Genomic DNA, 22,878 nt, shown 5'->3' with positions numbered 1-22,878 from the left:
GCGCGCTTTTAGCGCGTGAGCTGCTTCAGGTAGAAGACCGTCTGGATGGTCGGCAATACCTGCTGCAACACACGGTTGAAGGTGGCCGAGGCGGCGGTGCCGACGTACACGACATCCAGCGGCTTGAGCTGGAATTGCGACGACAGCATGATCGCGTCGGGCTTGGTCATATCGAGTCGGTAAATCTCCGGCTGGGTTGGGTTGTCTTTCATGCCGCGCATCACGAAGATCTGGCGCGGGTTCGCATCGGTGTCGAGAATGCCGCCGGCCGTCGTGAGCGCGTCGGCAATGGTGAGCTTGCCGCGCACGAGCGTGGTCTGGGTCGGCGTCTTCACTTCGCCCATCACGAACACGCGACTGTCGTTGCGGTCCGGGATGTTGACAATGTCACCGTCCTGCAGCACCACGTTCTGGGTCGTGTCGCCGCCGTCGAGCAAGGCGTTCGCATCGAGCACGTAGAGCTTGCCGTTGCGCGTGAGGCGCACGCGGTTGATATCGGCGCCGTCAGTGGTGCCGCCCGAGCGCGTGATCGCGTCGACAAGCGTAAGCGGCACGTCGCTCATCGCGAGCGGGCCCGGCGTCTTCACGTCGCCGGTGACCTGCACTTTCTGGCTGCGGTAGGCGAGCACGCGCACGTCCACCTGCGGGTTCTTGATGTACGGCCCGAGCCCCGAAGCGAGCTGATCGCGCAGCTGGCCGGGCGTCTTGCCCGCCGCCTTCACGCGGCCCACGAACGGGAAGTAGATCGTGCCGTCCTTGGCCACGGTCTGCCCGTATGGGTCGGCCTCGCCCGGCAGCGCGTTGGTGTACGGCTGCGTGAGCGCCTGACCCACCGTCTGCGTAGTGTTGCCGCCCGACGAGAAAGTCGAGCCCTGCGGCGTCGAAAGCTCGGGGTGGTCGTAGACCGTCACGCCGAGAATGTCCTGCGGCGCGATGTGATACGTGTAGTCGGCCGTGTTTGCGTACTTGCTCGGCGGCAGCGGGGCCTTCTGGCTCATCGCGGCCTGCGCCTGATCCATGACGAGCTGCGAAGTAATCAGATGCACGTCGTACTGCTTCTGCGGCTGATTGTTCTGCTCTTCCTTCAGGTTCGAGGTGTCGAGGTAGTTGCCTGGCGCCGTGGAACACGCAGCAACGAAGGCGCTCAACGCAAGAGCAGTCATTAGATTGAGTTTTCTCATTGGCATATTCGGCTCAGCCATCCCTTAACCAGTCGATCCATCAACTCCAGACTCTCGCGATACGCGACCTCGTCGAGGCCATGCGGATCAACGACATCCGAGTTTTCCCAATTACCGAGCGCGTACACTTTGCCGCGCGCGGACGGCTCAATTCGCTCGACGGCGCTCACCTGATGGCGCTCCGTCACGAGCACGAGGTCGGCGCGGCGCACGAGGCGCGACGTGAGGCGGCGCGAGCGATGCTCACCCACTTCCACGCCGCGCTCCGTGAGCAAGCGCTGCATCACCGGGTCCATGTCGTCGCCGTTGCGAGCGCGCAGGCCCGCCGAATGAAATGCGCCCGCATGCTTTCCCGAGTGCTCGCGAATTTGTTCACGAAAGCGTGCGCGGAACAGCTGCTCCGCAGCGGGCGAACGGCAGACATTCGCATGGCAGACGATCAATACGTCCTTGATCATGACCCGGTGGCTCCTCGGTTTTGCTTATTGCTTCATCAAACGCAGGGCTTGATGCGGCTTATGCCGGAACACGCGTCTGCGTAGCGGCTTCGGCGCGTGCACGGCTCGATAGCGTGGCGCTCGCGCGGCCCACCGCGTGATATTCGATGCCGATCTCCTGCATCGCGGGCGGGTCGTAGAGGTTGCGCCCGTCGAACACGATCGGCGTCTTCAGTTGCTGCTTGAGCGTCTCGAAGTCCGGCGCCTTGAACACCTTCCATTCGGTGGCGACCACCAGCGCGTCCGCGCCGCTCGCGACTTCCATCGCGTCCTGCACGTAGACGAGGCGTTCGAGCTGCTCGGGCGTCTTCGCCAGATCGAGCGCAAGCACGCGCTGCGCTTCGGCAATGGCAACCGGGTCATGGGCCACCACGCGCGCGCCGCGCGCGAGCAGTTCAGCGATCAGCGTGCGGCTCGGCGCTTCGCGCATGTCGTCGGTATTCGGCTTGAACGCGAGGCCCCAGAGACCGAAGGTGCGGCCCGTGAGGTCGGAGCCGAAGCGCGTGACGATCTTCTGCGCGAGCACTTCCTTCTGCGTGTCGTTCACCGCTTCCACCGCGCTCAGGATCCGCAGCGGCTCGCCGAAATCCTCGGCAGTGCGCATCAATGCCTTCACGTCCTTCGGGAAGCACGAGCCGCCATAGCCGCAGCCTGCGTAGAGGAAGTCGTAGCCGATGCGCGGGTCGGAGCCGATGCCGCGGCGCACCGCTTCAATATCGGCGCCCACGCGGTCGGCCAGATTCGCGAGCTCGTTCATGAACGAGATACGCGTGGCGAGCATGGCGTTGGCCGCGTACTTCGTGAATTCGGCCGATTGCACGTCCATGTAGAGCGTGCGTTCGCGATTGCGATTGAACGGCGCGTACAGGCGCTTCATCAGCTCGCGCGCACGCTCGCCGGGCACGTCTTCATCGCAGCCCAGCACGATGCGGTCGGGGCGCGCGAAGTCTTCCACAGCGGCGCCTTCCTTCAGGAACTCGGGGTTCGAGACTACCGAGAACATATGATCTTCACCGCGCTTACGCAGCTCGGACGCAATCGCGTCGCGCACGAGCGCGGCCGTGCCCACCGGCACCGTCGACTTATCGACGATCACCTTGAAGCCCTTCATATGGCGGCCGATGTTGCGCGCGGCGGCCAGCACGTATTGCAGGTCGGCGGAGCCGTCTTCATCGGGAGGCGTGCCCACCGCGATGAACTGCACGTCGCCGTGCGCGACCGCCGCTTCCACGTCCGTCGAGAACGTGAGCCGGCGCGCGCGCCGGTTGCGCTCGATGATTTCCTGCAGGCCCGGCTCGTGAATCGGTACGACGCCTTGATTGAGCAGGTCGATCTTGCGCTGGTCGACGTCGAGACAGAACACGTCGTTGCCGATGTCGGCCAGGCACGCGCCCGTTACGAGACCCACATAACCGCTGCCAATGATCGTTATATTCATGCCCACCTCAAAAGTAATTGCCTGTTGGTGCCCACCCGGGCCGCGCTATTCATGCGAAATGCATGGGCGCGGCATGCGCACATTGCGCGCCCGGTCCGCTTCAATATGCGTTCTGGCCTGCGAAGCCTTTCCACATGGTCATCGCCACGATCCGCAGATCGAGACCGAAGCTCCAGTGCTGCATGTAGTGCAGGTCGAAGCGCACACGGTCGCGCATTTTTTCCACGCGGTCGGTTTCGCCGCGATAGCCGTTGACCTGTGCCCAGCCGGTAATACCCGGCTTGATGCGATAGCGAGCCATGTAGCCGCGCACGAGGTCCTTGTAGATGTCGTCGTGCGCAAGCGCGTGCGGGCGCGGACCCACCACCGACATCTCGCCCTTGAGCACGTTGATGAATTGCGGCAGTTCGTCGAGACTCGTGCGGCGCAGGAAAGCGCCCACGCGCGTGACACGCGGATCGTTGCGGCGCGCCTGGGTGATTTGCCCCGCCACTTCCGCATGCATCTTCATCGACCGGAACTTGTAGATCTCGAACTCGTTGCCGTCGAGCCCCTTGCGGCGCTGCTTGAAAAACACCGGGCCGTGCGAGGTCAGCTTCACGGCGAGCGAAATAGCCGCCAGCAACGGCGCGAGCGCCACCAGCACCGCGCCTGCAAACGCAATGTCGAACACGCGCTTGGGCAGCACACGCAGATCCGTGACCGGCGAAGCCGCCAGGTTGATGGCCGGCACGCCCAGCAAGTCCACCACGGGCTGACTGAAGAACGACAGGCTGCGCACGTCCGGAATGAAGCGGATGTTCACGAAATCGTTGCGCAGCGCCATGACGATGCGATGAATCGTGCGCTCCTTCGTGATCGGCAGCGCGAGCCACAGTTCGCGCACGCCGTGTTCACGCACGTATTCGAGCGTGGCCTGCAGATCGCGCTCGACCTTCACGCCATCCAGATGCGCATCGCCATCGGCATCGCTGTTCTCGTCGAACACGAGCGCGGGATGAAAGCCCGCCTCGGGGTGACTCTTCATCTGCTCGATCAGGAAACGCGAGCAGCGATGATCGCCCACCACGGCCACCGCCTTCTGGTTGTAGCCTTCGCGGCGCAGGCCGCGCAGCACCATATGCACCATCGTCTTCGAAACGATCAGGAACGCCACCGACGCCACCACCCAGTAAGCGAGCCAGATGCGTGAAAGCGAATCGGCGCGGTGCACGCTGAACGAAAGCAGAATGCCGGTGCACTCCACCGCGATCCACGCGGCGCACACGCGGGCCGCCAGCACGTAGAGCGACTTGCCGCGCCACGACTGGTAAATGCCGAATGCCGGGAACATCCAGATCGCGAGCACGCAGTTGAATGCGAGCGCCACGCTCTCCATATCGGAAAGCGCGGTGAATTTACCGTGGTGCAAGGCAGCCGCCACCAGGGCACCGGCGGCGATGGCGGCAACATCGATAATTCTCGCTAGAACGCTCAGCATGTCCGGCACCTCGGTTTAGAAAAAAAGGAATCGCAGCCACGCGCGATGCATCATGGCCGCCGCTAACAGGAAATTCAGGAATCAGGGAAAGTTGCTACCAGGCTCGCCCGGCACGGATGAAGCGTATCCGAATAAACCCTAATAAAGCACGATAAAAATTGATAGCGCAACGCCCAAAAGTATCTCCAAATGTTTCGTTGCTAACTGTCTATTTTTTGTGTGATTTTTTCGGCAACGTTTGCCGGAAATCGCGCCCGCCGGGCCATCGGCGGCGCCACCGGAGCGGCAAAATTTTCCGCATCAAACGCACCGGACCCCGATTAATTTTTATGCCTCCCGATTCGCCACGATGTCGACACCCTATTTTTATTCGATTTTTTATTCAGGCCCATTGTGACGGATTCATTATTTTCCATTTGATTAGAATATTTTTCGTTTTCTTCTTTACGATTCTATTTATATCGATTTTAAGCGTGCTACAAATCTCGTAACCGAAACCCCTTTGGAGAATGAGATGACGGATACGGGTTCCGCAACGACATCGGCACGCGCAACCGATGCGCGCGCCGAATCGCGCAATGCGCTGCAAGTCTGCCCCGTGGTGCTTGCGGGCGGCGCGGGTTCGCGGCTGTGGCCACTGTCGCGCGAACAGTACCCGAAGCAGATGATCAACCTCGTCGGCGAGCATTCGCTGCTCGCGGATACGGCAGGCCGTCTCGACGCGCTCGCCGAACGCGTCGCCCTCGCCGACAAGCTGATGATCGTCTGCAATGAGGAACACCGCTTCACCACTGCCGACCAGGTTCGCGCGGCAGGCAAGGAAGCGCGCCTCATTCTCGAACCGCTCGCGCGCGACACCGCGCCCGCGCTCACCATCGCCGCGCTGTCCGTGGTCGCCGAACGTCAGGACGGCATTATGGTGGTGATGCCCGCGGACCACGCGCTCGCCGACCTCGAAGCCTTCCAGGCCGCCGTGGCCGAAGGCGTGCATCACGCGGCCAACGGCCAGATCGTGACGATGGGCATCGTGCCCACGCGCCCCGAAACGGGCTATGGCTACATTCACGTGGGCGAGCCGCTCGCCGCCGACGACGAGGCCGGCGCACGACGCCTGAACGGTTTTGTCGAGAAACCCTACTTCGAACTCGCTCAGCAGTACGTCGCTTCGCAGCGCTACTGGTGGAACAGCGGCATCTTCATCATGCGCGCGAGCACGTGGCTCAAGGCGATTCGCCATTTCGAGCCCGAGATTTACGAAGCCTGCTCGGCCGCCGTACAGAACGGCAAGGAAGATGGCGACTTCTTCCGCGTGGACAGCGAAGCATTCGCGCGCTCGCCGTCCAACTCGATCGACTATGCCGTGATGGAGCCGCTCTCGGGCGACACGACCGTGGCCGGCGGCGTGGTGGTGCCGCTCGCGGCAGGCTGGACCGATCTCGGTTCGTGGGACACCGTGTGGCAAGTCGCTACGAAGGATGAGGCCGGCAACGTGGCCCAGGGCGAAGTCATGTTCGAAGGCGCGAACGATACCTTCGCACACTCGGATGGACGCCTGATCGCCTGCCTCGGCACCGAGAATCTGGTGGTGGTCGAAACGGCCGACGCCGTGCTCGTGGCCGACCGCTCGCGCGCCCAGGACGTGAAGAAGATTGTCCAGCGCCTGAAGTCGCAACGCCGCAGCGAAGCGGTCACGCATCGTCTCGTGCATCGCCCGTGGGGCCACTACGACAGCGTCGACAGCGGCGAGCGCTTCCAGGTGAAACGTATCGTGGTGGAACCGGGCGCACGCCTGTCGCTGCAAATGCATCATCATCGCGCCGAGCACTGGGTCGTCGTGCGCGGCACGGCACTCGTCACGCGTGGCGACGAACGCTTCATCGTGTCGGAAAACGAATCGGCCTACATTCCGCTGGGCGTCTCGCATCGACTCGAAAACCCCGGCAAGATGCCGCTCGAAATCATCGAGGTGCAGTCGGGTTCGTATCTCGGCGAAGACGATATCGTGCGTCTGGACGATCAGTACGGCCGGCAGTAACGCAGGTTAATGCAGTAAAGGCAAGTCAATGCAGGTAAAGGGGCGCCGCAGAGCGCCCCGCTGCACAAGCAGAAAACAGATGAGCAATGTGGACGGAGACAACACGAGCGGCTGTAGCGGCGATCGAAGATCCAACCGCTACGGCCGTTAGTGCATGCAAGAGTATGAGATGGCCATGCTGAACGCGGATAACGCAGCGCTGATTGCACGAGCTAATGCACGGGTATGTGCCGTGGCTTTTGCAAGGATCAATGCGCGTGCAACGAACGCGAAAACCGCTGCAAAAGCAGCGGCGGATTCAGCAATGAAGATGGCGAAGGGAATGGACGCCGGCGAGCGCCGGCTCCTAGCCCAGATGCGTTCTGTAACGCGAGATATGGTGACGGCGTTCGGCGCCCGCACCGTTTGCGGAGGACGTGTCGCGTGCCTCGCCACCATTACGCAGCACGGTGCTCGACGCGTAGCGCTGCAGCGCCGCGATACGCACGTTGTTCGCCACATTGGACGACACCTTGCCCACCGCGTTGGCCGCGACTGCGGGCATGGCGCGCGTGACCACACTGCTGGCTGCGAGATGCGTTGCGTGGCTCGGCGGCACGGCGAGAGCGGGACCATTGGCGGACGCGCTAGCGCCGCCAGCAGACGAGCCCCCTGCGGACGCAGGCACCTCACGCTCGATCCATTGGCACGCCCAGTCGAACGCGTAGTGGCGCGCCGCTTCGCAATCCTCGAACGGCGGGCCGATCAGACCCGAACGCTCGAGACGCTTGCCGTCCTTGAGAATTTCCACGGCCGCGCGATACAGGTCGTTGCGCGCGGGTTCAACGCTCAACTGGATCTCGCAGCCGCGCCACTCCACGACCTGCACGGCCGGCGGTGTGGCGCTCGTCCACGGCGCGTCGCCCTCGGGCTCCGAGGGTTCGGCCGCGACCGGCACGACCGTGCGGCCGACAACAGGCGCGCTCACGCTCGCATCGGCCGGACGCGGCACGGCGCCCGAGTGCATCGGTTGCGAACGATGCGGCACCTGCTTGTGCGTCTGATGCGTATGGGACGGCGCGCGGCCCTCATCGTCCTGGCTCACGAGTTGCCGGGTCATGCTCTCGATGGGGTCGGCCAGCGGCGTATCGGTCACCAACGCGGCCACCGACGCGGGCGCCTGCCATGCCTCAGGGCTCTTCCAGTAGACCGCGGGCAGGCCGTCGTCTTCGACGACTTCCTCGGTCACGGACGCACCGGACGCCACCGCGGCCACGGACTGCGAAGCGTGCGCGTGGTTCGCCGGCGCCTGGGCCTGCACGGGCTCAGGCACGTAGACGAAGCTGCGGCCGCGCTCAACGAGCAGCCTGACCAGTTCATTGAGTGTGCCGCTCACGTGCCATTCCTCGAAACGGCGCCGGCAGGTCGGGCCGGACGGATAGCGCGCGGGCAGACGCGACCAGGATTCACCGGTCGTCAAGATCCACAGCACGGCATTGGCCACGACACGTGGCTCCGCGCGCGGGCGACCGCGGCGGTTCAGGCGTATGGGTGGTTCATCGGATACGAGCGAGGACACTAGCACCCACTCGTCGTCGCTCAGTTCTTCGAAATTCATGCTGTTCTCCACGCAGCCGGACCGGGGCTGCTGTGACGGAGCCTTCGCTCGCGGGTCTTGCTGCCCGCGTTGGCGTGCTCGGTTGCACCATATGTTTATATGACATGTTCATTGGCATCCCCGGCTGCACATTGACAGTGCGCGTATTCACGGAAATGACGCAAGGAACGTGGTCTCACTCGTGCAAGGGAGAAATTGTGCAGGAAGCATACCACCTGAGACCAGCTGATGAGGAGGGCCGTAATAAGTGTTACGGTTAGAAACAAAGTCACGCATTTCATGGCCCGATTTATGCGCGTTCGTACTTGCAAACGCGCCTTCGAGCCCCCTTCCCGACCGCGAAAAGCCCTTGCAGCAAGGGCTTTTTCGCCCTTTCGCAAAGCCTTCGCGAGGTCCTTCGCCAAGTCCTTCGCTTTCCAGCCCCGCACTTCGATACCCATGCAAATGCATATCGAAGTGCCCGACCCCGTGACGATTCATGCGACTGACTGCTTCATTGAGCGTTTTGCAGAACGCTGCATTTATCAGCTCGATCTATCAACTCGATTTCCGGGGCCCCTATCCTCTTTCATCGATTCATCGCGGTTCGTCTTTTACTAAAGCTCAGTTGTGCCCGCAACAAATGACATGATAATGAAATCCCCCTCCGAACGGGCCTGCCCGCTGCATTTCATGCCTCGCGCATGGTAACTGTAGCGATGAACACACACCTGAACGCACCCGCTAACAGACGCGCGAAAAGCTGTTTTTATGCCGCAGCCACTCAGCATAGTTCGCACGCCGATTACGTTTATAGTACGAGAGCTTCAATCATTAAATGGCCAGTTATCCAGGAGATTCGTGTATGCATACTTCCGCATTGCGCAGCACTCGCGCCCTGATCGCCGTGGCGGGTGTCGCCGCCGCCCTGCTCGCGCCGTGGAATGCCGCGCAGGCCCAGCTCGGCAACTTGCTCAACCAGGTAGGCGGCAGTGGTTCAACCTCGGCCACGGGCGCGGCCGGCAGTCTGGGGAGCCTCGGCAACCTCGGCAGCGCACTCTCGGGTTCCTCGCTCACCTCGGGTGGCCTCGGCAATGTCACGGGCCTGATCCAGTACTGCGTCCAGAACAACTTCCTCAATGCCGATACCGCCAGCAGCGTGCAGAACTCGCTGCTCGGCAAGCTGCCCGGCGGCGCGTCGAGCACGGACCCCGGCTACAAGCAGGGCTCCAACGGCATCCTCCAGACCGGCAACGGCCAGCAGCTCGACCTTTCGAGCGCCGGCCTCCAGGAAGCCGCCAAGAAGAAGGTTTGCGACACGATCCTGACTCAGGCGAAATCCATGCTTTAACGGACGTTGCGGGACGGCCATGCGCGCGAGGTGGCCGTCTTGCGCACGCCATTATTCGGTTTGAATGTGCGGCGCGGCGCAGAACTGCGCAATTTTCATGCCGCGCCACTTGAACACCGGTGGCGTTTGGGTGTCGAATGTGATCAAGCGAAACACAAGTGATTGTCCCGTCACTCATGAAAGCGCGCCCAGTCACCGTAATGCCCTTATTCGTCGTGCTTTGCGCGCTGTGCGCGGGGCTTGCGGCTCTTGCCATGCCGCGCATCGCGAAGGCGCAATCGCAATCGCAGGGCTCGGTACACGACCAGGTGCGCGACCAGGTGCGCGACCAGGCGCGCGACCAGCAGTTCGACTGCAAGTCGAACCCGCATGAGTTCATTTCGGCGCTGATAGAAGAAAAATCCATCGACCCGAAGCCGAGCCGGGTGGAAGCGAATTCGGTCAATGCCTTTCGCCCCGTGCACGGTAGCCGCCTGAGCGCATTCGGCTTTCCCATTTACGTCGTGCTCGGCTACGCACACGACGACACCCTCTTTCATCGCGGCGCGGGCAAGGAAATCGATGCGCCTCTCTATGGCGTGGTAGTTTCCGCGCCCGCGGAATCGGTCCGCACGCGCGTGCGCGAGGCCAATAGCGACGCCACCGTGCACTCGGTCGTGCCGCTGCTGCTCACAGCCATCGTTTGCGGCGGCTGAGCCGCGCGCATGAACGGTTGCGGCCCGCGTGCCCGCGTTATGCGAAGAACGCCAGCGCGCCCAGCACCACGCCGGTCGCGCCCACGCCGAGCGATGCCCACATCAGCCATTTGCTCCGCGTGAGCAGCGTAATCGCCGTGAGCGCGATGGAAATCTGGATCAGCGTGGTCGCCTGCGCCCACCGATGGTGGCCATGCAGCAGTTCCTCCGCTTGAGCGTCGTCCTGCGCCACCTGCTTTTCCAGCGACTCCGCCTGGGTGCGAATCGGCTCCTTCTCCTTGCTATAGCGATCGGCTTCGGTGCTGAAGCGGCGCTGCGCTTGCGTCGAGCCCGGCGTGAGCGCCGCCAGCGCAGCGCCTAGTTCGGCAAGGTGCTGCTTCTCGCCCTTGGCCTGGTACCAGGCCCATTGATTCGCCGCCTCGGTCTTGCGAATGGCTGCTTCGTTCTTATAGTAGAGCGCGAGATTCTCGCTGTTGCCGCTCTGGTAGGCGAGGATCGCACCAATCGAGGCGAGAATGGCGGTCACCACCGCCATGCGCCCCGCAAACGGATCACGCGCGCCATCGCCGTGGCCACCATGGGCTCCATGGCCCGCCGCCGCGTGCTCGACCGCGTGATCGTGCGGACCGTGCACTTCATAATCTTCAGACATCCAACCACTCCCCGGTGTGACTCGAATACCCCGCGCACTGCGCATGACGTGTGCCGCCGCGCTCGCGGGACGCTCAATTATCGTGAGCGCGGCCCGCTTGTCCAGCCTTCGTAACGCCTGTCACAACCCGAAAACAACCCGAAAGAGAATCGCAGAAAACCGAAACTGAATTGAAAGTTTGCAGTGAAAGCTTGAATGAAAACGGCCCGCGCAACCGCCGCACGAGTGCGGTGGATTGCGCGGGCCGGAATACCCGATGAGCAGAAAAAGCGCTACGCGCGAACGCTTAACCGCCCAAGTAGGCGCGCTTGATATTGTCGTTCGCGAGCAGGTTCTCGGCACTATCCGCGAGCACCACGCGCCCCGTTTCGAGCACGTAGCCGCGATCGGCCACGTGCAGCGCCTTGTTGGCGTTCTGCTCGACGAGGAACACCGTCACGCCCTCCTGGCGGATCGCGCGGATGATGTCGAAGATCTGCGCGATCACGAGCGGCGCGAGGCCGAGCGTGGGCTCGTCGAGCAGCAGCAGGCGCGGCTTGCTCATCAGCGCGCGGCCGATGGCGAGCATCTGTTGCTCGCCGCCCGACATCGTGCCGGCACGCTGCTTCGCGCGCTGATTCAGACGCGGAAACAGCTTGAACACGTGCTCGATGCCCGCCTCGATCTCCTGCGGCGAGGCGAAGAAGCCGCCCATCTGCAGGTTTTCGAGCACCGTGAGGCTCGGAAACACGCGACGGCCTTCGGGCGAAATCGCCATGCCCATGCGCATGATTTCGTGCGTGGACTTGCGCGTGATGTCCTCGCCCTCGAACGTCACGCGCCCCGACGAGGCGCGCGGCGTGCCGCACACCGTCATCATGAGCGTGGTCTTGCCGGCGCCGTTGCTGCCGATCAGCGTGACGATCTCACCTTTGTTCACTTCGATCGACACGCCCGCCAGCGCTTCAACTGCGCCATAGTGGGTATGGACCTTTTCCAGCTTCAGCATCAGTCCTCTCCGAGATAGGCCTTGATCACGCGCGGGTCATTGCGCACTTCGTCGGGCAGGCCGATCATGATCGGCTTGCCATGCTCCATCACGAGGATGCGGTCCGATACGCCCATCACGAGACTCATGTCGTGTTCGATCAGGAGTACCGAGATTCCGAACTCGTTGCGCAAGCCGTCCACCATTTGCTGGAGCTCGATCTTCTCCTGCGGGTTCAGGCCCGCGGCGGGTTCGTCGAGCATCAACAGACGCGGATCGGTGATCATGCAGCGCGCGATTTCAAGGCGGCGCTGGTGACCGTACGAAAGCGTGCCCGCCTCGCGGTTGGCCACCTGCTTCAGGCCCACGCGATCGAGCCAGTACGCCGCGCGCTCGAGCGCGGCGCGTTCGGCGCGGCGATACGCGGGCGTCGCGAACAGGCCGCTCAGCATGTTGCGGTTCACCTTCAGGTGCTGCGCGACCATGAGGTTTTCCAGCACCGTGAGCTGCCTGAACAGGCGAATGTTCTGGAAGGTGCGCACGAGGCCGCGGCGCGCGACCTGATGGCTCGGCTGGCCCGTGATGGCGTGGCCGTCCAGCACGATGTCGCCCGCGGTCGGCTTGTAGAAGCCGCCGACGCAGTTGAACACCGTGGTCTTGCCCGCGCCGTTCGGCCCGATGATGGCGAACACTTCATTCGGACGCACATCGAAGTCGATGCCGTCCACGGCCAGCAGACCGCCGAAGCGCATCTGCAGGCCCGCTACTTTCAACAACGCTTGTGCGCTCATTGCGGCAACTCCACATGCGGACGGCTTGCGGGCAACAGGCCCTGCGGACGCCACATCATCATCAGCACCATCACCAGACCGAAAATCAGCATGCGATATTCGGCAAAGCCGCGCGCGACTTCAGGCAGCGCCGTGAGCAGAATCGCCGCGAGCACCACGCCCAACTGCGAGCCCATGCCGCCCAGCACCACCACGGCGAGAATCAGCGCCGACTCGATGAAGGTGAACGACTCGGGCGTGACGAGCCCCTGGCGCGCCGCGAAGAACGCACCCGCGAGGCCCGCGAACGACGCGCCCAGCGTGAACGCCGAGAGCTTGATGCGGGTGGGATTGAGGCCGAGCGAGCGGCACGCGATTTCGTCTTCGCGCAGCGCTTCCCACGCGCGCCCCATCGGCATGCGCAGCAGACGGCTCGTGACGAACAGCGTGAACGCCACCAGCACCAGCGCGAGCAGGTACAGGAAGATCACCATGTGCATGCCGCTGTACTCAATGCCGATCAGCTCGTTGAACGTCTTCGCGCCTTCCACGCTTGCGTGGCGAGCGAGTTCGAAGCCGAACACGGTGGGCTTGGCGATGCCGGAAATGCCATCCGGGCCGCCCGTGATGCTCGTGAGGTTATTGAGCAGCAGGCGGATGATCTCGCCAAAGCCAAGCGTCACGATCGCAAGATAGTCGCCGCGCAGGCGCAGCACCGGAAAGCCGAGCAGGAAACCGAACGTGGCCGAGGCGAGCGCCGCGAGCGGCAGGCATTCCCAGAACGTGAAGCCGAAGTACTGGTTGAGCAGCGCATAGGTATAGCCGCCCACCGCGTAGAAGCCCACATAGCCGAGATCGAGCAAGCCCGCGAAGCCCACCACGATATTCAGGCCCAAGCCCAGAATCACGTAGATGAGCGCGAGCGTCGCCACGTCCACCGCGCCGCGCGAGCCCATGAACGGGAACACCGCGCCGAACGCGAGCAGCACCCAGATCGCCGCGCGCTGCTGGCGCGCGCCGAGCGCAGGTGCTTTAGGCAGCCGCACCGAACTCGTTGCTCGCACAAACATCGGCTTTACGAGCTGGAATACGAACACGATAGCGGCGGCGATCCACACGGGACGCCAGTGCTGCTGCAACACGACCTGATAGCCGTCGAGCGTGAGCTGCAGGCCCAGGATGGGGGCGGTGAGGATGAACGTCGCGACGGCCGCGGCGAGCGCGCCCTTCACGGTCTGCGACGACGACGGGCTTGACGTCGCTTTTGCGGCCGCGCGAACCGAAACAGTCTGATTCATGGCAGTTGACCTCACACCTTTTCGACGTCCGGCTTGCCGAGCAGGCCGGTGGGACGGAACAGCAGTACAAGCACGAGCAGACCGAACGCCACGACGTCCTTGTACTCGGACGGCATGTAGGCCGACGCAAACGTTTCGGCGAGGCCGAGCAGCACGCCGCCGAGCATCGCGCCCGGAATGCTGCCGATGCCGCCGAGCACGGCGGCGGTGAACGCCTTGATGCCCGCGATGAAGCCGATATACGGATTGAGCTTGCCGATCGTGAGACCGATCAGCACGCCACCCACGGCCGCCAGCATCGCGCCGAGCACGAACGTGAACGAGATCACGCGGTTCGTGTCGATGCCGAGCAGGTTGGCCATCTTCATGTCCTCGGCGCAGGCGCGGCAGGCGCGGCCCATGCGCGAGCGCGAGATGAAGAGCGTGAGCGCGATCATCAGCACGACGGTCACGCCAACAATCAGCATGCGCGCGTACGGAATCGTCACTTCGAAGTTGCCGCCCATGTTGAAGTCGAGCGCGCCGGAGATCAGCTGCGGCACGGACACGTCGCGTGCGCCCTGCCCGATCTGCACGTAGTTCTGCAGAAAGATCGACATGCCGATGGCGGAAATCAACGGCACGAGGCGCGGCCCGCCGCGCAGCGGCCGATACGCCACGCGCTCGACCGCGAAACCGTAGAGCCCGGTGACCAGCACCGAAACAATGAGCGCCGCGCCCAGCACGAGCGGCAGCGGATAGCCCGCCGAGGTGCCGATCGCCGTGAGCGTGACGAGGCCCACATAGGCGCCGATCATGTAGATCTCGCCGTGAGCGAAGTTGATCATGCCGATGATGCCGTAGACCATCGTGTAGCCGATGGCGATCAGCGCATAGATCGCGCCCAGCGTGAGCCCGTTGACGAGCTGCTGGGTGAACTGCGGAAGAAAATCATTCATGCGTAAGCCCCGCGGCCGTGAAGCCGATAAGAGACCTTTAAAGCGGTGTCGACCCGAGTTTTATATTTCGTTGCGCATGCAGGCGCTGCAAGAACGCCTGCCCTCCGTGGCGGAAAGCGAGGCGTTCGCGCCGCGCCCGAAGCGCAGCGCCAGGATCAGTTCGCGGCGGTCTTGGTGGCGTCCTTGTGCCACGTGTAGACGACGAAGCGGAACGACTTCAGGTCGCCCTGAGCGTCGTACTCCACCTTGCCGATCGGCGTGTTCATGGCGTTCTTGTGCATCCAGGCCGCGACCTTGGTCGGGTCGGTGCTCTTGGCGCCCGCGATGCCGTCGGCGATCACTTCGACCGCAGCGTAAGCCGGCATCTGGAACGGACCATTCGCGTCGCGCTTGGCGTCGGCGAACGCCTTCACGAGCTTGGCGTTGGCCGGATCCGCAGCGAAGTCGGCCGGCAGCGTGACGAGCATGCCTTCCGAAGCGGCGCCGGCGATGGCCGTCACGTCCTTGTTGCCCACGCCTTCCGGTCCCATGAACATGGCCTTCACGCCCTGCTCACGCGACTGGCGCATCAAGAGACCCATTTCCGGGTGGTAGCCGCCGAAGTAGACGAAGTCCACGCCCTGCGCCTTGAGCTTGGTGACGACTGCCGAGTAGTCCGAATCGCCTGCGTTGATGCCTTCGAACACGACGACCTGGATGTGCGCCTTGTCGAGCGCGGCCTTGACCGAGGTGGCGATGCCCTGACCGTACGACTGCTTGTCGTGCAGGATCGCGACCTTCTTCGGCTTGACGTTGTTGATGATGTACGCGGCGGCGGCGGGACCTTGCTGGTCGTCGCGGCCGATGGTGCGGAAGATGTACTGGCGCTTCTTGCCTTCGGTGAGCTGGGGCGCGGTCGCCGACGGCGTGACCATCACCACGCCTTCGTTTTCATAGATGTCCGAAGCGGGGATCGTCGAGCCCGAGCACACGTGGCCGATCACATAGTGGATGTGCTGCGAAACGATCTTGTTGGCAACGGCGACAGCCTGCTTCGGCTCGCATGCGTCGTCCATCATGACGGCTTCGAGCTTGTTGCCGTTCGCGCCGCCAGCGGCGTTGATCTGCTCGATTGCGGTCAGGGCGCCTGCCTTGACCATGTCGCCGTACTGGGCGACCGGGCCGCTGAACGGGCCGGCAATGGCGATCTTCACGGTTTCGCCGTTCGCGGCGGCGCCAAAGGCCAGCAGCGCGGCGGCCACGGAAAAGGAGGTAAGGCGGTTAAGGCGGGACAACGGCGTCATCAGGAGCTCCTCGATTGTTTTCGGGTCAACCGGGCAAGCGGCATGACCTGCGCAAACGAACAGCACCCCGAGAATGTGGCCAGGGAGGACAACAAGGACGGGCCAAAAAGACAAAAGACGCAACGGGGCCCGGCATGTATCGGCCGCCTGGTAGCGGCTTCAGTTCGGAGGGGCCGTGGGTACGGCCCCTATTGCGCAAGCGATCCGCCTGCCCCGTCCGCTGCATTTCAAACCTGGAAGGTGATCCGGTCAAAATCAGCGACCCGCGGATGCTATCAATAAACCTACCCATTCCGCAACCGAGGGTTTTTTCGGATATCGATGACTATATTGATGCAAGTCAATTGATGAAAACAACCCAGAGGGCGCGGAAAACCCTTGAAATATCGGCGAACTGGGGGATCGAAAGGGGCCGAGGGCCGCCGGACGCCTGCCTGGCGGCAGTGTGGGGAAACGGGTTTCCAATCAGAAAATCTGGCTTTCTCGAAAAAATCGCCGCAGCGCCTTATCGATTATATTTATTATCTTCGCAAATTATTTTAACGGACTACCCAATCACCTCGACAGTCACTCCACATCACTAGTACAAACCCTAAATACAAATCACGGCAACTCGTTGATTTTACAAAGGAAAATTACATTTTCATTTCAATGAAAAATTACACCACTTAAGCATCAAAACCATAAATAAGCAGCACGCACCGAACCATTATTTCCAATCGGAAATCGGGAAAACTTCCGGCAATCCGCCGATTTTTCCTGAAAATCGCGTGGGTGGTTTACCACCCTTCGTCACCGCACCGTCGCATCCGGGCACCACCGGCCCCGCGCACGTTCCGGACACGTGCGGGGCGGTGGTATGCTCGCTGCCTCGCCGCACACACCCGTCCTGAATTGAAAGAACCGAGCATTCGGGGGAGATCACAGACAATGAAAAGCTTCACGCAAGCCGCCAAGGCCGCCACCTTTACCCTGATCGCCGGCGCTGCCGCGCTCACGTTCGCCACCGGCGCAGCGCACGCGGCCGAAACCGCCACTGTGGAAGTGCTGTCGATCGTCGAGCACCCCGCCCTTGACGCGATCCGCGACGGTGTGCGCGACGAACTGAAGGCTGCCGGCTACGACGCCGGCAAGAACCTCAAGTGGGAATACCAGAGCGCGCAGGGCAACACCGGCACGGCCGCGCAAATCGCCCGCAAGTTCGTGGGCGACAACCCGAGCGCGATCGTCGCGATCGCCACGCCTTCGGCACAGGCTGTTGTTGCCGCAACGAAAACGGTGCCCGTGGTCTACTCGGGCGTAACCGATCCGGTCGCCGCACAGCTCGTGAAGACGTGGGCGCCGAGCGGCACCAACGTGACCGGCGTGTCCGACAAGCTCCCGCTCGACAAGCAAATCGCGCTCATCAAGCGCGTGGTGCCGAATGCGAAGAACGTGGGCATGGTCTACAACCCTGGCGAAGCCAACTCGGTCGTGGTCGTGAAGCAGCTCAAGACCTTGCTCGCGCAGCAAGGCCTGACGCTCAAGGAAGCGGCCGCGCCGCGCACCGTGGACATCGGCCCGGCGGCGAAGAGCCTGATCGGCAAGGTCGACGTGATCTATACGAACACCGACAACAACGTGGTCTCGGCCTACGAGGCGCTGGTGAAAGTGGCCAACGACGCGAAGATTCCGCTCGTCGCCGCCGATACGGACAGCGTGAAGCGCGGCGCCGTCGCGGCGCTCGGCATCGACTACAGCGACCTTGGTCACCAGACCGGCAAGGTGGTCGTGCGCATCCTGAAGGGCGAAAATCCCGGCGCGATCGCATCGGAAACCAGCAACAAGCTGCAGTTGTACGTGAACCCGGCCGCAGCACAGAAGCAAGGCGTGAAGCTCTCCGACGATCTGCTCAAGGACGCCACCACGGTCGTGAAGTAACTTGCGGTAAGCCGCGCCGCTGCATCGGCCAACGCCATCGGCCCGCCCGCCCCGCGCGCGGCGCGTTGCTGATTGGAAACTCGCGGATATGGCGTGGAATTACCGCAAGAAAACCGCACGCAACACCGCAGTCGAGCCGTAAAAAACGTACTGGCCCAGAACGGGCCTCCGCGCCCGCCGGCGTGCCGCCTCACCCGGGCTGCGCGCCGGCGGCGACCGATCCGGCGCAGCCACCACCATCCGCGCGCCGCAGACCGCAACAGGATTTCCCCATGTCCCTCTACTCGCTACTGGGCGCGCTCGAGATCGGCCTGATCTTCAGCCTCGTCGCCCTCGGGGTGCTGATCTCGTTTCGCATCCTCAACTTCCCCGATCTCACTGTCGATGGCAGCTTTCCGCTCGGCGGCGCCGTAGCGGCGACGCTGATCGCGAGCGGCCACGATCCGTTTCTCGCCACCCTCTGCGCGATGATCGCGGGCGCGCTCGCAGGCTTCATCACCGGCTGGCTCAACGTGCGCCTGAAGATCATGGATTTGCTCGCGAGCATTCTCATGATGATCGCGCTCTATTCGATCAACCTGCGCGTGATGGGCGCGCCCAACGTGCCGCTCATCTCCGAAGCCACCGTCTTCACGATGATTCAGCCCACGTGGCTGCCCGACTACGTGCTGCGCCCGCTCGCGCTGTTCGTCGTGGTGCTCGCGGCCAAGTTCGGCGTGGACTGGTTCTTCTCCTCGCAGTACGGCCTCGCGCTGCGCGCGACCGGCGCGAACCCGCGCATGGCGCGCGCCCAGGGCATCGCCACGGGCCGCGCGACGCTCGCGGGCATGGCGCTCTCGAATGCGCTGGTGGCGCTCGCGGGCTCGCTGTTCGCGCAGACCCAGGGCGGCTCGGACATCTCGATGGGCATCGGCACCATCGTGATCGGGCTTGCGGCGGTCATCATCGGCGAAAGCATTCTGCCCGCGCGACGCCTCGTGCTCACGACGCTCGCGGCCGTGCTCGGCGCGATTCTCTACCGCTTCTTCATTGCGCTCGCGCTCAATAGCGACTTCATCGGCTTGAAGGCGCAGGACCTGAACCTCGTTACCGCCGTGCTCGTGACGATCGCGCTCGTGCTGCCGGCCACCCGCAAGAAACTATTCGCCCGCAAGAACGGGAGGGCCTAAGCGATGCTCAGCGCACAAGACCTCAGACTCACTTTCAATCCCGGCACGCCGATCGAAACGCGCGCGCTGCGCGGGCTCACGCTCGACATCCCCACCGGCGAATTCGTGGCCGTGATTGGCTCGAACGGCGCGGGCAAGTCCACCTTCCTGAACGCCATCAGCGGCGACCAGATGGTCGATGGCGGCAAGATCACCATCGACGGCCAGGACGTCACGAAGAAACAGGCGTGGGACCGCGCGCATCTCGTCGCGCGCGTGTTTCAGGACCCGATGGCGGGCACCTGCGAGGCGCTCACGATCGAAGAGAACATGGCGCTCGCGATGGCGCGCGGCAAACGCCGCGGCTTCGGCCCCGCGCTCAGGAAGCAGGACCGCGAACTCTTTCGCGCCAAGCTGAGTCTGCTGAACCTCGGCCTGGAGAATCGACTGACCGACCGCATCGGCTTGCTCTCGGGCGGCCAGCGCCAGGCGGTGAGCCTCCTGATGGCCTCGCTCCAGCCCTCGCGCATCCTGCTGCTCGACGAGCACACGGCCGCACTCGATCCGAAGACGGCCGCGTTCGTGCTGGAGTTGACCGCGCGCATCGTCGAGGAAGCAAAGCTCACGACCATGATGGTCACGCACAGCATGCGCCAGGCGCTGGACTACGGTCAGCGCACCGTGATGCTGCACCAGGGGCAAGTGGTACTGGACGTGTCCGGCGATAAGCGCCGGGGACTCGACGTGCCGGACCTGCTGCACATGTTCGAGCAGACGCGCCACGAGAAGCTCGACGACGACGCGCTGCTGCTGGGCTGAACCCCGGCTACACGCCGCGCGCGCCATAAACGCAAAAACCCGCCAGCCTCACGGTTAGCGGGTTTTTCTATCCGCGGCAATTAACACAGGAATCCGAATCAAGCGCGCTGCCGCGCCGGGGCCGCACCTCAAGCCGTTTTCGCATACTTGAACGTGCCCTGCGCGCTCGCAATCAGCAAGCGGTCGTCCACCCACGCCTCGGCGCGCGCGAAAAACACCGAACGGCCGCCACGCTCGAGAAAGCCCTTGGCCCGCACGAACTGCCCAAGCCCCTTGTCGAGGTAGTTGGTTGTGAGCGAGAGCGTGAAGCCGTGCCTCAGCGGCTGCCCCGGCTCCGCGAACAGGCCTGCGTAGCCCGCCGCCGCGTCGAGCAACGTGGCGATCGCGCCGCCTTGCAGCACGCCCTGGCGGTTGAGCTTCGATGCGTCGATCGGCATGAGCAGTTCCGCATAGCCCTCGCGCCACTGCGCGACGCTCACGCCGAGTGTTTCGAGAAATGGATTGTCGACGGCGAATTGCGGCATGCCATGGTCTCCTTCATGATGTCAATGAGTGATGCCGGGGTGCCGCGCCATTATAGGCCGCAGCCCCCGGGCCTCCCTGCGGACTCGGACAGCCGCTGTGCACTGTTCAGAAGAATTCCGCCCAACTGTATATGGTTTTATAAGCGCCCACGGAAAACACTGTACTCTTTCCAACCGCGCGCACGCGCGCGTTTCCTCCCAGCACTGCAAAGGACCTCGACATGACCGACACCACGCGCCCCACCGACACCCTGACCCAGCAACGGGCGGCGGCGGCCGCCGCCGTGTTGCCGGTCCCCTGCCCGGGCGTCGATCCGCTCACCAGCATCCTGCCCGACGAGCCGCTCCTCATGATGGGCGCGGGCCCCGTGCCCATTCCCGACGCGGTGGCAAAGGCCAACTCGGTCGTCATCAACCACCTCGGCGACACCATGGCGCGCGTGATCGACCAGGTGAAGTCGATGGCGCGCTACGTGTTCCAGACGCGCTCGAACTGGGTGCTCGGCGTGGCCGGCCCCGGCTCGGCGGCCATGGAAATGGCGGTGTCGAATCTCGCGTGGCCGGGCACGCGCGTCCTCTCCATCGTGAACGGCTTCTTCAGCGGCCGGATGGCCGAAATGGCGCGGCGCGTGGGCGCCGACGTCACGACGCTCGACGTAGCCGACCGCGAGATCGTCTCGCTCGACGCGCTCGCGCAGGTCATCGAGCGCACGCGTCCCGAGGTCGTCACCGTGGTGCACGGCGAGACCTCCAACACGGTCTGGAACCGCCAGTTGCAGGACATCGTGCGCATCGCCAAGGCCGCGGGCGCGCTGGTTGTCGTCGATGCGGTCTGCACGCTGAGCACGATGCCGCTGGAGATGGACGCATGGGGCATCGACGTGGTCATCACGGGTGGCCAGAAAGGGCTTTCGTCGATCCCCGGTGTTTCGCTGATCGCGTTCTCCAATGCCGCCTGGGAGCGCGTGCGCACGCGCACCGCGCCCAACACGCATTGGTGCCTCGATGCCATGCTCGCCGAGAACTTCTGGCACAACGCGGGCTATCACTACACCGCGCCGGTTTCGGGCGTGCTCGCGCTGCACGAGGCGCTGCGGCTCGTCTGCACGGAGACGCTCGAAAAGCGCTTCGCGCGGCATCAGCGCTGCTCGCTCGCCCTGCAGAGCGGCGTGACGGCACTTGGCCTCGAACTCTATACGCCCGAAGCGTGCCGCTTGAACTCCGTGGTCGGCATCGCGCTGCCCGCGAGCGTCACGCCGCGCGACGTGTGCAACCATATTTCGCAGCAGTACCAAGTGGAGATCGCGGGATCGTTCGGACTCCCTATCGTGCGCATCGGGCAGATGGGCGAGCAATGTCGCGAGCACCATCTGTTCCGCACCGTGCACGCGCTAGGCCGCACGATGTGCGACCTGGGCGCGAACGTCGACCTGCCTGCCGGCGTGGCCGCGCTAGAAGAGTCGCTTTCGGCGGCTGGGCGCCGCTGAAACGGGCAAGGCGCGCCACTACGCGCGCCGCGCCCGCACACACATAAACGCGGGCGCAAGCGCCAGCTCCGCATGGAGCCTCGGCGCCACCGCCTTCATCTCCGGCTGCGGCTGCGGCTCGACCAGTTGCTCGATCGTCCAGCCGCTCGCGACCAGCGCATTGACGATATCGGCCAGCGGCCGGCGATACGCCTCCACATAAGGCTTCGGCTCACCAAATCCCGCCCAGTGCAGGCCAAAGCGCGTGGTATCGAAGTACGAGCGACCGCCGCGCGTGCGCGTGTCGATCCAGTCGCGCATCGGATGCGCCATCGAGAACACCAGCAGCGCGCCGGGCCGCGCCACGCGCCGGAACTCCGCGAAAGTGGGCGCGAGATGCTCCACATAATCGAGTGCAAGCGAGCACACGATGCGGTCGAACTGCTCATCGGCGAGCCACGCGAGCGGCTGGCCCAAATCGCCTTGCGCGACCTCCACCGGCAGGCCCGCGCAATGCGATTGCGCGAGTTCGACCATGGCGGGCGTCACGTCGAATGCATGCACCTGCGCGCCCGCGCGCGCGAGTTCGGCGCTGACAATGCCTGGGCCGCAGCCCGCGTCGAGCACCCGCAGCCCCGCCACATCGCCGAGCAGCGCGGCCGTGGCCGGGCGCTCGTAGAGCGCGTTGTGCGGCTTTTCCGGGGCCATTTGCGCATAGCGCTGCGCGAACTGCGTATAGTTCGCGCGGCCCGGAAACTCGGGCGCGGCGTTCGCGTCGCGGGGCGAATCGGAGTGAGCGCCGGGTGTCGAAGCGTCGTTGGCGTGGGAGTCGTTCTGCAT

20 protein-coding genes are annotated in these 22,878 nt (G+C 63.8%); 7 read left to right on the top strand and 13 right to left on the bottom strand.

Annotated elements, in window-relative coordinates; all coding sequences use genetic code 11:
• Nucleotides 1-8: 8 nt before the first annotated feature.
• From HV773_RS16795 to HV773_RS16780, 4 genes are all read right to left on the bottom strand, one after another.
• Entirely contained in the window at nucleotides 9-1,181 is a 1,173-nt protein-coding gene (locus HV773_RS16795; RefSeq protein ID WP_175195674.1) for a polysaccharide biosynthesis/export family protein, read from the bottom strand.
• On the bottom strand, nucleotides 1,178-1,639 hold the full coding sequence (locus HV773_RS16790) for an arsenate reductase/protein-tyrosine-phosphatase family protein (protein WP_175195673.1): 462 nt from the start codon (nucleotides 1,637-1,639) through the stop codon (nucleotides 1,178-1,180). The genes HV773_RS16795 and HV773_RS16790 overlap by 4 nt, the downstream gene beginning before the upstream one ends.
• Before the next feature lie 58 nt (nucleotides 1,640-1,697).
• Complete coding sequence (locus tag HV773_RS16785; protein WP_175195672.1) at nucleotides 1,698-3,116, bottom strand: UDP-glucose dehydrogenase family protein; 1,419 nt, start codon at nucleotides 3,114-3,116, stop codon at nucleotides 1,698-1,700.
• A gap of 100 nt (nucleotides 3,117-3,216) precedes the next feature.
• A complete protein-coding gene (locus HV773_RS16780) occupies nucleotides 3,217-4,596 on the bottom strand; it encodes an undecaprenyl-phosphate glucose phosphotransferase (protein WP_175195671.1) in 1,380 nt (459 codons plus the stop codon).
• Between the two features lie 514 nt (nucleotides 4,597-5,110).
• On the opposite strand from HV773_RS16780, the gene HV773_RS16775 reads away from it, so the two are divergent.
• Nucleotides 5,111-6,631, top strand: coding sequence for a mannose-1-phosphate guanylyltransferase/mannose-6-phosphate isomerase (locus HV773_RS16775; RefSeq protein ID WP_175195670.1), 1,521 nt, complete (start codon nucleotides 5,111-5,113; stop codon nucleotides 6,629-6,631).
• A 346-nt stretch (nucleotides 6,632-6,977) separates the two neighbouring features.
• Here the strand turns inward: HV773_RS16775 and HV773_RS16770 are convergent, their stop codons facing one another.
• On the bottom strand, nucleotides 6,978-8,228 hold the full coding sequence (locus HV773_RS16770) for a transposase (protein ID WP_175195669.1): 1,251 nt from the start codon (nucleotides 8,226-8,228) through the stop codon (nucleotides 6,978-6,980).
• A gap of 844 nt (nucleotides 8,229-9,072) precedes the next feature.
• Here HV773_RS16770 and HV773_RS16765 point away from each other — a divergent pair.
• Nucleotides 9,073-9,558, top strand: a complete 486-nt coding sequence (locus tag HV773_RS16765; protein ID WP_175195667.1) for a DUF2501 domain-containing protein — start codon at nucleotides 9,073-9,075, stop codon at nucleotides 9,556-9,558.
• A 200-nt stretch (nucleotides 9,559-9,758) separates the two neighbouring features.
• Complete coding sequence (locus HV773_RS16760; RefSeq protein WP_175195665.1) at nucleotides 9,759-10,253, top strand: hypothetical protein; 495 nt, start codon at nucleotides 9,759-9,761, stop codon at nucleotides 10,251-10,253.
• 37 nt (nucleotides 10,254-10,290) lie between these two features.
• Here HV773_RS16760 and HV773_RS16755 read toward each other — a convergent pair whose 3' ends face one another.
• The 6 genes from HV773_RS16755 to HV773_RS16730 all read right to left on the bottom strand — a co-directional run bounded on the left by HV773_RS16755 (nucleotide 10,291) and on the right by HV773_RS16730 (nucleotide 16,161).
• Nucleotides 10,291-10,905, bottom strand: coding sequence for a DUF4337 domain-containing protein (locus HV773_RS16755; RefSeq protein ID WP_175195663.1), 615 nt, complete (start codon nucleotides 10,903-10,905; stop codon nucleotides 10,291-10,293).
• A gap of 286 nt (nucleotides 10,906-11,191) precedes the next feature.
• Nucleotides 11,192-11,893, bottom strand: coding sequence for an ABC transporter ATP-binding protein (locus HV773_RS16750; RefSeq protein ID WP_175195661.1), 702 nt, complete (start codon nucleotides 11,891-11,893; stop codon nucleotides 11,192-11,194).
• The gene (livG, locus tag HV773_RS16745) at nucleotides 11,893-12,663 is read right to left on the bottom strand and encodes a high-affinity branched-chain amino acid ABC transporter ATP-binding protein LivG (RefSeq protein ID WP_175195659.1); all 771 of its coding nucleotides are present in this window, start codon (nucleotides 12,661-12,663) and stop codon (nucleotides 11,893-11,895) included. The genes HV773_RS16750 and livG overlap by 1 nt, the downstream gene beginning before the upstream one ends.
• Nucleotides 12,660-13,940 (bottom strand): high-affinity branched-chain amino acid ABC transporter permease LivM, encoded by a 1,281-nt coding sequence (locus tag HV773_RS16740; RefSeq protein ID WP_175195657.1) that lies wholly within the window; start codon nucleotides 13,938-13,940, stop codon nucleotides 12,660-12,662. Before HV773_RS16740 ends, livG begins: the two co-directional genes overlap by 4 nt.
• 11 nt (nucleotides 13,941-13,951) lie before the next feature.
• Nucleotides 13,952-14,878 (bottom strand): high-affinity branched-chain amino acid ABC transporter permease LivH, encoded by a 927-nt coding sequence (livH, locus tag HV773_RS16735; RefSeq protein WP_175195655.1) that lies wholly within the window; start codon nucleotides 14,876-14,878, stop codon nucleotides 13,952-13,954.
• A 155-nt stretch (nucleotides 14,879-15,033) separates the two neighbouring features.
• On the bottom strand, nucleotides 15,034-16,161 hold the full coding sequence (locus HV773_RS16730) for a branched-chain amino acid ABC transporter substrate-binding protein (RefSeq protein ID WP_175195653.1): 1,128 nt from the start codon (nucleotides 16,159-16,161) through the stop codon (nucleotides 15,034-15,036).
• A 930-nt stretch (nucleotides 16,162-17,091) separates the two neighbouring features.
• On the opposite strand from HV773_RS16730, the gene HV773_RS16725 reads away from it, so the two are divergent.
• The 3 genes from HV773_RS16725 to HV773_RS16715 all read left to right on the top strand — a co-directional run bounded on the left by HV773_RS16725 (nucleotide 17,092) and on the right by HV773_RS16715 (nucleotide 20,048).
• On the top strand, nucleotides 17,092-18,081 hold the full coding sequence (locus HV773_RS16725; protein ID WP_175195651.1) for an ABC transporter substrate-binding protein: 990 nt from the start codon (nucleotides 17,092-17,094) through the stop codon (nucleotides 18,079-18,081).
• A 272-nt stretch (nucleotides 18,082-18,353) separates the two neighbouring features.
• Entirely contained in the window at nucleotides 18,354-19,250 is an 897-nt protein-coding gene (locus tag HV773_RS16720; RefSeq protein WP_175195649.1) for an ABC transporter permease, read from the top strand.
• Between the two features lie 3 nt (nucleotides 19,251-19,253).
• Nucleotides 19,254-20,048 (top strand): ABC transporter ATP-binding protein, encoded by a 795-nt coding sequence (locus HV773_RS16715; RefSeq protein ID WP_175195647.1) that lies wholly within the window; start codon nucleotides 19,254-19,256, stop codon nucleotides 20,046-20,048.
• Nucleotides 20,049-20,176: 128 nt separating this feature from the next.
• Here the strand turns inward: HV773_RS16715 and HV773_RS16710 are convergent, their stop codons facing one another.
• Nucleotides 20,177-20,572, bottom strand: coding sequence for a PaaI family thioesterase (locus HV773_RS16710; RefSeq protein WP_175195645.1), 396 nt, complete (start codon nucleotides 20,570-20,572; stop codon nucleotides 20,177-20,179).
• A 350-nt stretch (nucleotides 20,573-20,922) separates the two neighbouring features.
• Here HV773_RS16710 and HV773_RS16705 point away from each other — a divergent pair, with 350 nt between their 5' ends.
• Nucleotides 20,923-22,059: a pyridoxal-phosphate-dependent aminotransferase family protein gene (locus HV773_RS16705; RefSeq protein ID WP_246282309.1), complete on the top strand. Its 1,137-nt coding sequence runs from the start codon at nucleotides 20,923-20,925 to the stop codon at nucleotides 22,057-22,059.
• Nucleotides 22,060-22,077: 18 nt separating this feature from the next.
• On the opposite strand, the gene HV773_RS16700 is transcribed toward HV773_RS16705, so the two are convergent.
• Nucleotides 22,078-22,878: a class I SAM-dependent methyltransferase gene (locus tag HV773_RS16700; RefSeq protein WP_175195641.1), complete on the bottom strand. Its 801-nt coding sequence runs from the start codon at nucleotides 22,876-22,878 to the stop codon at nucleotides 22,078-22,080.

This window comes from Paraburkholderia caffeinitolerans (assembly GCF_902859945.1).
Taxonomy (GTDB): domain Bacteria; phylum Pseudomonadota; class Gammaproteobacteria; order Burkholderiales; family Burkholderiaceae; genus Paraburkholderia; species Paraburkholderia caffeinitolerans.
This window is presented reverse-complemented; position numbering and strand designations above follow the sequence as displayed.

Coding starts and splice junctions, on each gene's coding strand:
- HV773_RS16715 (WP_175195647.1), top strand. CDS start 19,254: ATGCTCAGCGCACAAGACCTCAGACTCACTTTCAATCCCGGCACGCCG.
- HV773_RS16730 (WP_175195653.1), bottom strand. CDS start 16,161: ATGACGCCGTTGTCCCGCCTTAACCGCCTTACCTCCTTTTCCGTGGCC.
- HV773_RS16790 (WP_175195673.1), bottom strand. CDS start 1,639: ATGATCAAGGACGTATTGATCGTCTGCCATGCGAATGTCTGCCGTTCG.
- HV773_RS16750 (WP_175195661.1), bottom strand. CDS start 11,893: ATGCTGAAGCTGGAAAAGGTCCATACCCACTATGGCGCAGTTGAAGCG.
- HV773_RS16720 (WP_175195649.1), top strand. CDS start 18,354: ATGTCCCTCTACTCGCTACTGGGCGCGCTCGAGATCGGCCTGATCTTC.
- HV773_RS16780 (WP_175195671.1), bottom strand. CDS start 4,596: ATGCTGAGCGTTCTAGCGAGAATTATCGATGTTGCCGCCATCGCCGCC.
- HV773_RS16710 (WP_175195645.1), bottom strand. CDS start 20,572: ATGCCGCAATTCGCCGTCGACAATCCATTTCTCGAAACACTCGGCGTG.
- HV773_RS16765 (WP_175195667.1), top strand. CDS start 9,073: ATGCATACTTCCGCATTGCGCAGCACTCGCGCCCTGATCGCCGTGGCG.
- HV773_RS16775 (WP_175195670.1), top strand. CDS start 5,111: ATGACGGATACGGGTTCCGCAACGACATCGGCACGCGCAACCGATGCG.
- HV773_RS16705 (WP_246282309.1), top strand. CDS start 20,923: ATGATGGGCGCGGGCCCCGTGCCCATTCCCGACGCGGTGGCAAAGGCC.
- HV773_RS16760 (WP_175195665.1), top strand. CDS start 9,759: ATGCCCTTATTCGTCGTGCTTTGCGCGCTGTGCGCGGGGCTTGCGGCT.
- livH (WP_175195655.1), bottom strand. CDS start 14,878: ATGAATGATTTTCTTCCGCAGTTCACCCAGCAGCTCGTCAACGGGCTC.
- HV773_RS16770 (WP_175195669.1), bottom strand. CDS start 8,228: ATGAATTTCGAAGAACTGAGCGACGACGAGTGGGTGCTAGTGTCCTCG.
- livG (WP_175195659.1), bottom strand. CDS start 12,663: ATGAGCGCACAAGCGTTGTTGAAAGTAGCGGGCCTGCAGATGCGCTTC.
- HV773_RS16740 (WP_175195657.1), bottom strand. CDS start 13,940: ATGAATCAGACTGTTTCGGTTCGCGCGGCCGCAAAAGCGACGTCAAGC.
- HV773_RS16795 (WP_175195674.1), bottom strand. CDS start 1,181: ATGAGAAAACTCAATCTAATGACTGCTCTTGCGTTGAGCGCCTTCGTT.
- HV773_RS16785 (WP_175195672.1), bottom strand. CDS start 3,116: ATGAATATAACGATCATTGGCAGCGGTTATGTGGGTCTCGTAACGGGC.
- HV773_RS16725 (WP_175195651.1), top strand. CDS start 17,092: ATGAAAAGCTTCACGCAAGCCGCCAAGGCCGCCACCTTTACCCTGATC.
- HV773_RS16700 (WP_175195641.1), bottom strand. CDS start 22,878: ATGCAGAACGACTCCCACGCCAACGACGCTTCGACACCCGGCGCTCAC.
- HV773_RS16755 (WP_175195663.1), bottom strand. CDS start 10,905: ATGTCTGAAGATTATGAAGTGCACGGTCCGCACGATCACGCGGTCGAG.